The sequence below is a fragment of the Cytobacillus sp. OWB-43 genome, from assembly GCF_034651445.1.
Lineage (GTDB): Bacteria > Bacillota > Bacilli > Bacillales > Cytobacillaceae > Cytobacillus > Cytobacillus kochii.
This window is the reverse complement of the sequence record NZ_JAYEFF010000001.1, coordinates 315,680-329,497: the sequence shown is the minus strand read 5'-3', so window position 1 is coordinate 329,497 and position 13,818 is coordinate 315,680. Positions and strand designations below refer to the sequence as shown.

Genomic DNA, 13,818 nt, shown 5'->3' with positions numbered 1-13,818 from the left:
TCTTATTGATAATAGTCAAGGTAAATTAAAATGAATTTAAATTAGGATTTATTCTAAATTATTCAATTTATTATCTATATTATTATATTATCAAAAAGAGCTAGGCGATGAAAATAATTGAGCGTGCGCTCGATTGATGTGAAATGATTACGCCCTATTCCCTTTATAATTCAAGTAATCACCGATATAGTTAATCGCTAAATTAATTGCTCCCTCATCCGGCTTAAGACGTGCATGGTGTAAACCAAAAGGAGAATTAACTCCTAGCCAAAACATAAAACCGGGAATTTCACGTAGCATATAACCAAAGTCCTCACCAGTCATCGCTTCTTTACAAATAAATAGGTTTGCTTCATTATGGCCTTCTGTGAATTGCATGAGATCGGCGGTTAACACTTCATCATTGTATACTTGATAATAATTACTTCCATAATCGATTGTTGTTTGACATTCATAGCCCACTTCTACTCCTTGTACAAGAGCCTCAATTCTTTGTTTTACTCTGTTCATCGATGTTGGTGAGAGCGTTCTGATCGTTCCCTCTATTCTTGCATTTTCAGCAATAATATTTTGTACTGTACCACCAGTGATTTTTCCTACTGTTACAACAGCACTATCAAGAGGGTCAATGTTTCTTGAAACAATGGTCTGAAGTTGATTAACTAAAGAGCATGCTGCTACGACCATATCTATTGTTTGATGAGGATACGCTGCATGGCCACCTTTGCCTTTTAAATCGATAAACAATTCTGACGTATTAGCAAACAACAGTCCTTCTTTCACAGCGATTGTACCAACAGGGTATTCTGGTGCAATATGCAAAGCGAAAATCATGTCAGGTTTCCATTGTTGAAATTCTGCTGATTCTAATAACGGCTTGGCTCCACCTGGTCCTTCTTCAGCAGGTTGAAAAATAAATACCATATCATCATTAATTGGATGATTGACGATATTAGTTATTACACCAAGTGCGATTGCCATATGAAAGTCGTGACCACAGGCATGCATATTTCCTTTATGCGTAGATTGGAAAGGATAGTCTGTTTCTTCATCAATTGGCAGACCATCTATATCTGCCCTGTAACCAATCGTTTTGGACGGATTCAAGCCCTTAATCCTTAAGATAATACCAGTTCTCCACGTTTTTACTTCCATTCGCGTTTGATCCAATGAGGCAATATATTCTAATAAATATTTCTGTGTTTTCACTTCTTGAAATCCTAGTTCCGGTATTTTATGCAAGTCTCGGCGTATTCTCACAAATAGATTATCAATCAACTACCATTCTCCTCCATATACAAAAGCGTGGAAATAAACTTCCACGCTTTTTCTATATTCATTTTACCTTATGATTAAAGTTGACGAAGTTCTTGCTTAATTTCTGTTTTTGATTTTGTTTTTTCATCAATTTGTTTGATGACCTTTGCTGGTGTACCAGCTACAACTGTATTAGGTGCTACATCATCAATGACAATTGCACCCGCTGCAACAACAGCACCTTTACCAACTGTTACGCCTTCTAAAATAACTGCATTTGCCCCAATTACTACGTCATCCTCAACAATAACTGGTTTTGCAGAAGGGGGTTCAATCACACCTGCTAATACGGAACCTGCACCAATGTGGCAGTTTTTACCGACAGTTGCTCGTCCACCAAGAACAACATTCATATCGATCATTGTTCCTTCTCCGATAGCAGCACCGATATTAATAGAAGCACCCATCATAATGACCACATTGTCGCCAATTTCAACTTGATCACGAATGATTGCACCTGGTTCAATACGTGCTTTAATGTTTTTCATATCTAATAATGGAATAGCAGAATTACGGCGATCATTTTCGATTACATAATCTTCAATTTTCGCTTCATTATTCTTAATTGCTTGTTCAATTTCAGCCCATTCACCAAAAACAACACCGCTTTGACCATTCAGAAAAGATTGACTTGAGCTACCAAAATCGATATTCTCTAAATCACCTTTAATATAGACTTTTACAGGTGTAGATTTTGTACTATTTTGAATAAAAGAAATGATTTCATTTGCATCCATCATTTTCATTGTAATTCCTCCTTTGATGTTCATATATGTATAAACTAACTAGAATTAATTTAACAAACTAACGCATTGAAAACAAGTGATATTATCATTTTTGTTCTTCAGCTATATGTTGCTTAATTAATTCGACAAATGCTTGTACTTGCTTCAGCTCAAAAGCTGATTCATATCCAAGTAACCATGTATCACGACTAATAGGTTGTTCGTTTTCATCCTCTAGGGGACTAATAAATATATTTTTCTCCATCCCCGTTAATGTAATGGCAGGTAATATCGCATAACCTATCCCGTTTAAGGTCATTTGTTTACAGGTCTCAATTTGATCGACTACAATCGTCCTTTTCGGTGGTGTCTTAAATTTCCTTAGCCACCAGTCTTGTATCTCTTGATAATAATTTGAATCACTTTTGAATTGAATAAAGGGCCGATCGGTTTCTAATATTTGATTTGTATCCTTAATCTCTGTATCAACAAGATACAGACTATCTTTAAATAAAGGTATCTTAACACCTTTCCAATCTGGTGTACCGCGAATAATCCCAATATGTACATCGTCATCATAAAGTGACCTTAAAATTTCACTACTCCAGCCTGTAATCAAGGATATTTTCGCTTGAGGATAGGTATTAACAAATTTCTTTAATACTTGAGGTAACCAATTTTGCCCGACAATGGAAGCTACAGCAATTTTCAATGTCCCGTATACTTCAGTATTTAAAGACTGAATCGATTCTTTTACCTTTTCCTCAGCTATCACGACCTCATTTACAAACTTGATGACCATTTCACCTGCTGGTGTTAAGGACAATCCCTTTTGAGATCGTACGAATAATCTACTTCCCCATTCTTTCTCGATATTTTGTAACCTTTGAGAAAGAGCTGGTTGTGATACAAACAAACGTTCAGCTGCTTTACGCATATTCATTTCTTGTGCAAGTACACTTAACATATGGAATTCCGATAGAGAAGCCACTTTTGACGTTCACCACCTCTAAAACTCACACCACTCACCTTCACATTCGGGCAAGTGGGGGAATAATCTTGACAGACGGAAGCTCCCAATATCTTTTGGGAGCTCTTTAGTCCTTCTTCTTTTTGCTATGCAATGCTTTTTGCAGTTGAACTAATAAGGATCTACGGGTAAGAATACCTTCAAAGTACCCTTCATCATCTTCAACACAAATAAATGGATGATCGACTAATAGTCCTGTGGCATTTCTAAGAGAAGTATTAATATTTAGGCGTGGTATATCATGATTCATAAATTCTTCTACACGCTTTTCTTCCAATTGATCGAATTCAATTCTCTGTAACCCAAGAATAGATTCCATAATCATTGGAGTGCTAATCAATCCATGGAGCTTATAGTGAGGATCTAAGACAGGAATAGCTGTGTAACCACTTTTCGTCAAAACTAAAAGGGTGTGCTCTAAATTATTGCCGATTTGAACATGTGCCACTCGCTCTGAAGGAATGAGCAAGTCTTTAATATCAATTTCTAAAAACTCTTCACTGTGGAGACTGATCATAATTTGAAAACTCCTCAAACTTTAATGATTTGTATTCAATTATGATTTTATCATAGTTTCCTCATATCTGCCTTATATTTACCCCATAAACCTATCCTTTACTTGTATGAATATTTCTACTACGATATTGACAGTAAGGACAATGAAAAATCAAGTTTTGGTTTGATTGCGCAGTAAGTGTTTTATCCATCTTCGCTCTTCTATCACAGTTTGGACAAATAACCTCTGGTACCATATCAACATCACCTCTTTTATAGAATGACCGAAGAACGATGAAATTATTTAGCCGATGGGAATGAAGAAGACAAATCCTTATTTAACTCGATAACATGTTTTACTCTCTAAATATAATTTATCTGTTGCTTCATTCATTTATTAGCCCCTCATTGTATTTTGGAGGATTGAATATCATCTTGAATGTTCGCTTTTTTGTATCCCTACGTAAGCAAGAGCAGGTGGTGTGGTGATAAGTTTTGCCTTCCTTACCCGTAATTTTTATATCAAATAAAAAAAAGAGACCATTTAGTTGGTCTCTCCGCTTATAAGGGTATGATTACTGAATGAGCTCGAACACTTCAATTGTTATCATATCAACATTATCAAATTGATAACGTTTAGGCTTCTCTTTGTCATTGTAAACTTCCAATTCGAATGTTTCGTTTTTCGGATGATAAGTAACTTGGCATTTTCTTTCACCATTCACCTCAAAAAATCTCTGTGTGGGTTCTGAGCCAGTTGCCTGCTCTTGTAAATTCTTTAATCTAGTCAATATGCCTTGTAATTGTGACAATTGTTTATCTCCTTTCCAAAACAACCCTTTAACTTAAGGTTTCTCTCTAGGCATGTTTTTATCCTACTTCTAAAAAAGCGGTTACTAAACCGTTTTTTTCACATGCCAATATTAACAGGATAATTAATATGGTATGATTACACAAGTAAAAGAATAAAAAAAGTCCAGATTTTTTCAAAGTTCGACTTTTCAGGAGGAATGATTGTACGTGAAATCAATTACTATTTATACACAACCAGAATGCCCACCGTGTGAAATTACTAAAATGTTTTTAAAAGACTACGGATTTTCTTTTGAACAAAAAGATATTAAAAAAGACCCTAAAGCAATGAAAGAACTAACACAAACATATCATTCCTACTCAACCCCAACGGTCGTTATCGAAAACGAAGTGATTAGCGGATTTAATTTAGAAAAGCTAAAAGAATTATTAGATATAGAAGAATAATCAATGAATAAAAAAGGCTTCCAGGTCAAAAGAGGAAGCCTTTTTAGAGGAAATTATCGAAAAACGTAAAAGATTGTAATGGCTGCTAAGGCAACAAAAAAAACAACATAGACGACAAGGATAGGATTGAATAAATAAGGTCTTTTCTTCACCTCATCGGGGATGTCTGCATCCAGTTCCTTATTCGTTGATGCTTTTTCCTTTAATATAGATGAAGTGGATATCAATGACCAAACGATGAGAACTAAACAAATAACTATTAAAGCAATTAACCAGCCGCTCACCCTATTTCACTCCTTTACATAATACGTTCTAGTAAAGATAGGATGTGCGCTAAAGTATGAATTATGCTGGTTGATATTGCCTTTACCTATAATAGCCCGTCTCTCTCATATAAAAAATCATAGGAAAGATCTGCGAATAAATACTCTGTTGCTGTTAACGGAAAAGAAAAAGTTCTAATTGTTTCTCCCGTCTCAATATCTGTATACAAATCTGACAATAAACCTTTTTTATTACTTTTCATTCTCATTATATGCTCTAAAAAATATGGTCTCCAGCTCCAATTTTTATGCATGTATTCATCTTGTTGTATCCAATTCTTATTTTTCTTAAAAATATTTGGTGTTTGTTGAAAACCATCTTCATTACAAATATATAACCTAAAGGCAACATGATCTAACTTCGTTGCTAGTTTTGTCAGGAATGGCACATAAGATTCATATACATGGTTTTTCTGTAAGTATTCTGTCATCGTTTCGTTAAACTTTTCAGTTATCGTGTGTAATGAGTGCAATTTTTTCTTTTCATAGGTGATAAATTGATGACATTTTTCTTTTAATTTTTCCTTCAAGATATCTCGATCAACAAATACACTTCCAGCTTTATGTAAATAGTCTCCTTGGTAATATCTCCCACCATTTCTCCAAGCAAACTGTAACTGAAAATCCATATCAATATTTTCAAATAATAATGTTGCACCAATCTTTCTGGCTAACATCGATAGAGAATAAAGAATTTCTTGATAATGATGATTATTTGATGAAGAACGTAAAGCTTTTAAATCAATTCTTAAAATATTTGGTGCTAACTTCCCAATCTGCTCTAAATTATTATTCGCTTCTCCTAAATTATCGATGGCAATTTTAATGCCATATGTACGATAATAACTAATGAAATGATCCAAATAGTCAAAATCATCATCGATAGGTGTTCTTTTCGTCATACTGATGACAATTCGATCTAACGCAATACCTTGATCCTCATATTGTTTTAAAATATTCAGTAGATGCTCACTATCTTGATTTAATAGCAAATCAACATTTCGATTAATATATATCATTACATCATCTTTCATTTGAATAGCATGCTCTAACGCTTTTTCCAGCAAAATATCATCGACTTTATTACGATATTCTTCTGGTATGGAATCGTCAGCTAAAAATGACTTCAAATCAATCTCATTATTTTCAGTTATAAACTTACCAATCACTTCATAACCGATAATTCTATGCTCATCCGCACTAAATATCGGAAAAAAATACGGCATAATATGTTTGCTGTCTTGTAAGATTTCTAATGGTTCCATAAAGTGGCACTCCCATTTATCTGAACTTTTAATACGATATCCCATTATATCATATTCTCCCCTACATATTGCCAATAGGTCGAAAATTAAAATTATATATATGTGTGTAAAAACTATTAACCTATACACCCTTACAATTTTTTCTAGTTAATTATTACAAATTGTTATCAATGATTGGAAATATTGGTCTTTGCTGTTTTTTCGTTCATATATTTGATAGTATGAGAGAGTATATTAAAGAGATTGGTTGGTATAATGTAATGGCAGATAAAATGACTCGGAGAAGTTTTTTAAAAAAAAGTATGGGATCTTTCGTAGCTCTAGCCGCTATCGGTACTGGTGGCTTTTTTTATGCACGTGATATTGAGCCGAAATATTTACAAGTAATTCATCATAACATCATCAAACCTCAATTACCCCACTCTTTTCATAATTTAAAAGTTGTACAATTCAGTGATACACATTTAGGCTTTCATTATGACTTAAATGAACTCAAAAAATTAATGAATAAAATTAACTCATTCCAGCCTGATTTAATTCTCTTCACTGGAGATTTAATGGACAAACCTAATGAGTATCCTTACATCAATCAAATTAGTCCCATATTATCAAAACTTCATGCATCGATTGGTAAATTTGCTATCTATGGCAATCATGATCACGGTGGATATGGTTCTGATATTTACAGAGAGATAATGGAAGAGTCGGGATTTGAGGTTTTACTTAACGAGAGTAAAAAAGTAACCATTAATAATGAGAGCATATATATTTCAGGCATTGATGATGCGATGCTCGGTAAACCAAATTTCCAAACTACTTTTGCGGACATACCTAATGACGGGTATCATATATTTCTATCACATGCCCCTGACTTAGCTGATGAAGCAAGTCAATATCATGTAGACTTTCAATTTAGCGGCCATAGTCACGGTGGACAAATTCAAATCCCCTTCATTGGTGCACTGGTAAAGCCACCCTTTGGAGAAGTTTATTATGAAGGTTTTTATGATGTAGGGGATGAAAAACCACTTAAATTATACGTTAATAGAGGAATTGGGACAACAAGACTACCTTTTCGTTTTCTCTGTCGGCCCGAACTAACAATCTTTACTTTGAAAAGTCAATAACATCGTTTTTTTTATTATATTGGGTGAGTTATTCATTAAAATGAAAGCTCACCTTAAAAATAATCCACCACATTCCTATTCATTTAAAAAAATGTATGTTACAACTTCTCCTATCATATATATATGGTACCCTTCTCTAGAAAGGATGGATCGGAAATGTATCATATTGTTCAACCTGGAGAATCGATGCAGCTGATTGCTGCAAATTACCGTATACCCTATCACCAATTACTATTAGCAAACCCTGCTATTGTTAATCCATCAGTTATTTATATCGGGCAACAAATAATAATTCCTGGACTCCCTAATTCATCAGATATTCCCTATTCTATTGTTGTATCCAAAGAAAAAAGAACGCTTTCCTTATACAAAAACAGACAATTAGTGAAAACATATCCGATTGCAGTTGGTAAGATGTTAACAACTACACCTGTAGGTCAATTCGTTATCGTTAACCGTGAACCAAACCCTGGAGGTCCTTTTGGGGCATTATGGCTATCACTCTCTAAGAAGGGATACGGCATTCACGGCACAAACGACCCGAGTTCAATAGGTAAAGCTGTTTCGAAAGGATGTATTAGAATGCATAATAGTGATGTGCTTGAATTAGCTAGTTTAGTTCCCAATGGAACTTCAGTCGTTATTACTTAATAAATTATAGCGTATTTGAACTTACCCTTTTGTATTTCCTTAAAAAGGGGTATAATGTATACTAATAATTTAATTTTTTCTAAAATATGAAAGGAGTACTTCAATTGAACTCTGCAAGCAATGAGCACCACCCTCAGTTAAAACCAACGGTAGAAAACCTCTCACAAGCAATCTTCACCGTTAACCGTCACGCCAAAACGGCTCCAAATCCGAAGTTTTTATATAAAGTGAAACATGATTCGCTACAAAAACTTCTGAAGGAGGGTAAAGCAAAAAAGATTGGTCTACATTATTCACGAAACCCAAAAAATAGCCAACAACAATCAGACGTATTAATTAAGTGTGGTGCCTACACCTTTCACTTACCACCTTCAAAAATGGATTTTACAGCGTTGCCCCATTTAGGAAACCTGGACTCGTCAGTAAGAAATCCACGCTCCTCTATTTCTTTAAGCCAAGCCAAAAAGCTACTCATGACTTATACCGGTTTAAAAGAAGGCCAACATCATCCAAATAATCGTAAATCAAATAAATATGAAAAACCTGTATTTAAAAAACTAGGGGAATCCTACTTCTAAAATAGTACCTTACCTTTTTAAATAAAAATGAAGTGATTGAAGTCTAGTTTATTCTACCTAAACAAAGCTATACACCAAAAAACCCGAACCAATTGGCGCTCTCCCGTAAGTATTCAGATATCTTAACCTGTCTACTTACGTGAGGTCACAGCAAATGGTTCGGTTTTTATATTGGAGAAAATCCAATTCTACTAGAGATAAAAATGGAATCTAATTAAATTCTAAGCTTAAACAAACAAGTAAATGAGAAAATGCCAAGCAATAATGTGCACCTGTCACTTTATTTACAATAACTCTAAAATGACGTTTACAAGGTTTTGGATATCAGGCTTACTTACTTGTGCATCTGCACCAACCTTCTTTCCCTGATGTAGAAGATCTTCCGTAATAAGCGATGAAAAAATAACTACAGGTGTGGATTGCCGTTTACTATCTTGCTTAATATATTTTGTCAGAAAATGACCATTCATTAATGGCATTTCAATATCAGTAATAACAAGATCGACTTTATTTTTATCAGATGCTAAATGGTTATAACATTCTTCTCCATTTTCAAAGAAAAGTAACTGCTGAAAGCCAGCCTTATTTAATGTTTCTTTTAATATACTGCGTAGCATTGGGGAATCTTCAGCAATAACAATTCTCGCATTCTTTTTATCACCAGCAATATCCGCTTGTAAATCATCTTTGGAGAAACCAATATTGGGATTGATATCAGTCAGGATTTTTTCAAAATCAAGCATTAGAATCATATTTTCTGATTGTTTTACTACGCCAAGTGTATAACTATTATCATTATTATAAATATCATCAGGTTTTTCAATTTGATCCCATGACAGACGATGAATCTGCCTTACTTCATCTACGTGAAATATTACCTTTTGCTTATTAAACTCTACAATGAGAAAACTACTGTCATCTTTAACAATTTGTGTATACGAGTCTTGATTGGAAACCAATGCATTTCTTAAGCTAATAACGGGCAAAACTTCACCTCTTAGTTGTGTAATCCCTAAAATAAATGGATGGGCATGTGGAATAGGCGTAATCGCCAATGGTGCAACAATTTCTTTCACCTTATAAACATTCATTCCATAATGTTGATTATTTACTTTGAATTCAATTATTTCTAGTTCATTCATGCCGCTTTCTACAACTGATTGTCTCTCTGAAATCATATAAACGTCTTCCTCTCAATCTTTTTCTTACCCTTAGCTTATATCGGCTAAAAACAATAAGTATAGATAAGAAGAAGTAGATTTTTAGTTCTCTTCAGGCTTAATCCTATTTAAGAAGAATAATCCCACTAGCGTTAAGACGATTAAGGAGCCCATCCCAAACCTACTAGCTATACTACCGTGAGAAGCAAGCAGATACGTAATCGTTCCGAAAATAAACGGGCCAATAATCGATGAGACTTTGCCGGAAAACGCGAATAATCCAAAAAACTGGCCTCTCTTATCTTCTGGTGTAAGTTCGACAATATAAGTTCTCGATGTTACCCACATGGATCCTAGAGCGATTCCAAACATACTACCAGCTATCCAGAACATCCAGGCATTAACGGCAAAAGTACCGATTATTAAAGCAACTAATAGGAGCAGACTCACATATCTAATGGCCCGATAAGCACCAACTGATTTGGTAATATAACCGAAAATAAAAGAGCCAATAATACTTGATACAGTTGAAACTAAATACAGTAGGATAAATTCTCCTGCAGAAAAGCCAACAATGGTGCTCGCATAAGGTGCCATCATTGCGATTGTTGTTGCTAAGGCATCATTTAAGAAAAAGTAAGCAATCATAAATGTAAAAATTACCCGATGTGATTTTATTTCTTTAAAAGTTTTATAAATCTCCTTATATCCTGACAAGAAAGAAGCTTTGTTTTCGACCTGTACTTTTTTCGGATTATCTTTTATAAAAAAGAATAAAGGTAATGAAAATAATAAAAATAAAATGGCAGTTGGAATAAAAGCATGATGGAAATCACTGTTTCCTACATATAAATATACAGTTAACCCTAGTAATGTACCTAAATATCCTATAGCAACACCAAATCCAGATATAAGAGGAACATCTTCTTTTTTCCCTAAATCAGCTATCATCGTGTCATAGAAAACAAGACTTGAATGAAAGAAAAACTTCGCTATAATAAATGAGACTATTACGAGGGCTAAATACAAAGGAACACCCATGATGGTACTTGTCAAATTTACCTCTGCAAATATGCCCATTAAAATGGTAAAGCTTACAGATAACAAGGTAAAGATAACGATATATTTTTTCTTTCTCCCTGTTCTGTCAATGAGGACACCAAACAATGGGCTAAAAATCACCAATAAAAAACTGGCTATTGAATTCGCGTAAGCAATAAAAGTATTCGCTAATTGTTCTTGTACTTCATTATTCCCGATAATTTCCTGCATATAAAATGGCCAAAAAATGGTATTAATATTGGAGGAAAAAATCGTATTGGCAAAATCATATAATGCCCATGAAATAATGGGTAAGGTTAAATATGCCTTCCACGATTGATTTCCTTTTTTCTTTTTTAATCCTCTTTCTATTTCCACTCTCATTCTCCCCTCTACATTTGCAAATTAAAATTAGGTAATTTTTTCTTTCATCATACCATTTTTTAGAATTTATTTTATCTCTTTTTTCTAAAACCTTATTTATTAGCAGTTAAGAAATTGTAAATAAAGCTACATAAGAAAAAGGTTTATCCTATAGGAAAACTTTTGTACAATAAAGAGATAAAACCATGTATTCGGAAAAGAATCAATGTAGAAAGACAACAAAATCAATTAAAATAAATCTTTTTTCGCAAATGGTTTGTATAACTACACTACATATAAATATGTTTGAACCGTTCTCATTATTTTTAATTTGAGGTGAATCCATTGGAACATTTAGTTAATCCAAAAGTTAAATCCATTGAAATTTCGGGTATTAGAAAATTCTTTAATATGGTCTCAGATACAAAAGATATGATTTCTTTGACTATCGGACAACCTGATTTTTCCACACCCACACATGTAAAAGAAGCAGCTAAATTAGCGATTGATGAAGATTATACATCGTATACACATAATGCGGGCGATTTGAAATTAAGAGCAGCAGCAACTAATTTTGTTAAAGAAAAATATCAGTTAGATTATGATGAATCAACTGAAGTGATTGTTACTTCAGGAGCTAGTGAAGCAATAGATATTACTTTAAGAACAATATTAGATGAAAATTGTGAGGTTATTCTTCCTGGCCCGGTTTATCCCGGCTATGAGCCTATTATTCGCCTCTGCGGGGCAACACCCGTCTATGCAGATATAACAAAAAATCAATTCAAAATGACAGCAAGCGTCATACTTCCTCTTATCAATGAAAACACAAGAGCAATTATTTTACCTTACCCATCAAATCCAACTGGTGTCAGTTTATCTAAAGGTGAAATCGAAGAGATTGCGCATCTAATAAGAGGAAAAGATATTTTTATTGTTGCAGATGAAATTTATAGTGAGTTAAGCTTTGATTCGCAACATTTCTCCATTGGCTCAATATTAAAAGAGCAAACCATTGTCATTAACGGCTTATCAAAATCACATGCCATGACTGGATGGCGAATCGGGTTATTATTTGCTCCAGAGAAAATAGCTAAGCATATCTTAAAAGTTCATCAATATAATGTGACTTGCGCCTCATCTATCTCGCAAATGGCTGCGCTACAAGCATTAACAAAAGGGATAGATGATGCTCTCCCCATGAAGGAAGAATATAAGAAAAGACGGGATTATGTTTTTCAGCGCCTAAAAGCGATGAATCTTGAGGTGGTTAAACCGAACGGAGCGTTTTACTTTTTTGTAAAAATTCCATCGAAACAAATATCCTCATTCGATTTTTGTTTACAATTAGTGAAGCAATCAGGTGTCGCTGTCGTGCCTGGCAGTGCTTTCTCCTCTTACGGGGAAGGTTATTTTAGATTATCTTTTGCCTATTCAATGACTACATTGGAAGAGGGTTTAAATCGATTAGCTTCTTTTCTTGAAAAACAATAAAAAAGCTTTGTCGGCCCACTTCCTGCCGACAAAGCTTTTCTTTTTATAAAAAACTATCTTTCCCAATATTTATATAATGCCTGTGTTCCACTATCCCCTTCTCCTTCAGCAGCTAATTTTTCATACATTTCTCGCGCTAACCTTAGGCCAGGTGTTTCCATTCCCATTTTTTCCGCTTCATCTAAGGCAATTGTCATATCTTTAATAAAGTGTTTTATATAAAAACCTGGAGAGAAATCACCAGAAATCATTCGTGGGACAAGATTAGAAAGTGACCAGCTCCCAGCTGCCCCACTAGTGATACTTTTTAATACGTTCTCACTATTTAATCCTGCTTTTTCTGCATAAATAATCGCCTCACAAACACCGATCATATTCGAGGCTATTGCTATTTGATTGGCCATTTTTGTATGTTGTCCAGCTCCAGCAACTCCTTGATAGACAATGTTTTCGCCCATATATTTTAGAATTGGTAAAATTGCCTGATAGGCAGTAGCTTCACCACCCACCATAATAGACAATTTTCCACTTTTAGCACCTATATCTCCACCTGAAACAGGCGCATCAATTGCATAAATCTCTTTTTGTTTTGCCCTTTCAGCAATTTCTTTCGCAAGAGTAGGCATTGACGTTGTCATATCGATTAAATAAGTATGTGGATTTGCATTTTCAATTAATCCTTCTTCACCTAGATAGATTGATTTCACATCATCAGGATAGCCAACCATAGTAATAACAATGTTTGCTTGCTTGGCTAATTCTTTAGGTGAATGAATCCAACTAGCCCCTTGAGATATTAATTGAGCTGCTTTTTCTTTTGTACGTGAATAGACCAGGACTGTATAGCCTGCTTTAATCAAATGGAGAGCCATACTCTTCCCCATCACTCCTGTACCAATAAAACCAATCTTCGTCTCTTCTTTATTCATTCTCTCTCTCCTTCAAAATAAATATATTGATTATTCTATCATTTATATTTACTATTTGAA

Annotated in this window: 15 protein-coding genes; 5 read left to right on the top strand and 10 right to left on the bottom strand. The window is 34.3% G+C overall.

Annotation, left to right across the window (positions count from 1 at the left end; translation table 11 throughout):
- Positions 1-147: 147 nt before the first annotated feature.
- The 5 genes from U9M49_RS01720 to U9M49_RS01700 form a co-directional block, all read right to left on the bottom strand.
- Entirely contained in the window at positions 148-1,278 is a 1,131-nt protein-coding gene (locus U9M49_RS01720; protein WP_307314675.1) for an N-acetyldiaminopimelate deacetylase, read from the bottom strand.
- 74 nt (positions 1,279-1,352) lie between these two features.
- The gene (dapD, locus tag U9M49_RS01715; protein WP_095369692.1) at positions 1,353-2,063 is read right to left on the bottom strand and encodes a 2,3,4,5-tetrahydropyridine-2,6-dicarboxylate N-acetyltransferase; all 711 of its coding nucleotides are present in this window, start codon (positions 2,061-2,063) and stop codon (positions 1,353-1,355) included.
- Positions 2,064-2,148: 85 nt separating this feature from the next.
- Positions 2,149-3,033 carry a LysR family transcriptional regulator gene (locus U9M49_RS01710; protein ID WP_095369693.1) on the bottom strand — a complete coding sequence of 295 codons (885 nt, stop codon included), beginning with the start codon at positions 3,031-3,033 and terminating at the stop codon, positions 2,149-2,151.
- 106 nt (positions 3,034-3,139) lie between these two features.
- Entirely contained in the window at positions 3,140-3,589 is a 450-nt protein-coding gene (cbpB, locus tag U9M49_RS01705; RefSeq protein WP_307314679.1) for a cyclic-di-AMP-binding protein CbpB, read from the bottom strand.
- Between the two features lie 553 nt (positions 3,590-4,142).
- Positions 4,143-4,379 carry a YkuJ family protein gene (locus U9M49_RS01700; protein WP_095369696.1) on the bottom strand — a complete coding sequence of 79 codons (237 nt, stop codon included), beginning with the start codon at positions 4,377-4,379 and terminating at the stop codon, positions 4,143-4,145.
- Between the two features lie 208 nt (positions 4,380-4,587).
- Between U9M49_RS01700 and U9M49_RS01695 the strand changes: the two genes are divergently transcribed.
- Positions 4,588-4,827, top strand: a complete 240-nt coding sequence (locus U9M49_RS01695; RefSeq protein ID WP_095369697.1) for a glutaredoxin family protein — start codon at positions 4,588-4,590, stop codon at positions 4,825-4,827.
- A gap of 53 nt (positions 4,828-4,880) precedes the next feature.
- Here U9M49_RS01695 and U9M49_RS01690 read toward each other — a convergent pair whose 3' ends face one another.
- Positions 4,881-5,111: a hypothetical protein gene (locus tag U9M49_RS01690; protein ID WP_095369698.1), complete on the bottom strand. Its 231-nt coding sequence runs from the start codon at positions 5,109-5,111 to the stop codon at positions 4,881-4,883.
- An 86-nt stretch (positions 5,112-5,197) separates the two neighbouring features.
- A complete protein-coding gene (locus U9M49_RS01685; protein ID WP_322909197.1) occupies positions 5,198-6,415 on the bottom strand; it encodes an EAL domain-containing protein in 1,218 nt (405 codons plus the stop codon).
- Between the two features lie 260 nt (positions 6,416-6,675).
- Here U9M49_RS01685 and U9M49_RS01680 point away from each other — a divergent pair, with 260 nt between their 5' ends.
- The 3 genes from U9M49_RS01680 to U9M49_RS01670 all read left to right on the top strand — a co-directional run bounded on the left by U9M49_RS01680 (position 6,676) and on the right by U9M49_RS01670 (position 8,771).
- On the top strand, positions 6,676-7,542 hold the full coding sequence (locus tag U9M49_RS01680; protein ID WP_322909670.1) for a metallophosphoesterase: 867 nt from the start codon (positions 6,676-6,678) through the stop codon (positions 7,540-7,542).
- 156 nt (positions 7,543-7,698) lie between these two features.
- Positions 7,699-8,193 (top strand): L,D-transpeptidase family protein, encoded by a 495-nt coding sequence (locus tag U9M49_RS01675; protein ID WP_307314687.1) that lies wholly within the window; start codon positions 7,699-7,701, stop codon positions 8,191-8,193.
- Positions 8,194-8,279: 86 nt separating this feature from the next.
- A complete protein-coding gene (locus U9M49_RS01670; RefSeq protein WP_180316977.1) occupies positions 8,280-8,771 on the top strand; it encodes a YkyB family protein in 492 nt (163 codons plus the stop codon).
- 284 nt (positions 8,772-9,055) lie between these two features.
- Here U9M49_RS01670 and U9M49_RS01665 read toward each other — a convergent pair whose 3' ends face one another.
- Together U9M49_RS01665 and U9M49_RS01660 are read right to left on the bottom strand one after the other, a co-directional pair.
- Positions 9,056-9,949: a chemotaxis protein CheV gene (locus U9M49_RS01665; protein WP_095369702.1), complete on the bottom strand. Its 894-nt coding sequence runs from the start codon at positions 9,947-9,949 to the stop codon at positions 9,056-9,058.
- Between the two features lie 84 nt (positions 9,950-10,033).
- Positions 10,034-11,350, bottom strand: a complete 1,317-nt coding sequence (locus U9M49_RS01660; protein WP_095369703.1) for an MFS transporter — start codon at positions 11,348-11,350, stop codon at positions 10,034-10,036.
- A 330-nt stretch (positions 11,351-11,680) separates the two neighbouring features.
- Between U9M49_RS01660 and U9M49_RS01655 the strand changes: the two genes are divergently transcribed.
- Complete coding sequence (locus tag U9M49_RS01655; protein ID WP_322909196.1) at positions 11,681-12,829, top strand: aminotransferase A; 1,149 nt, start codon at positions 11,681-11,683, stop codon at positions 12,827-12,829.
- Positions 12,830-12,882: 53 nt separating this feature from the next.
- Here the strand turns inward: U9M49_RS01655 and U9M49_RS01650 are convergent, their stop codons facing one another.
- Positions 12,883-13,758: an NAD(P)-dependent oxidoreductase gene (locus U9M49_RS01650; protein ID WP_322909195.1), complete on the bottom strand. Its 876-nt coding sequence runs from the start codon at positions 13,756-13,758 to the stop codon at positions 12,883-12,885.
- Between the last annotated feature and the right edge of the window lie 60 nt (positions 13,759-13,818).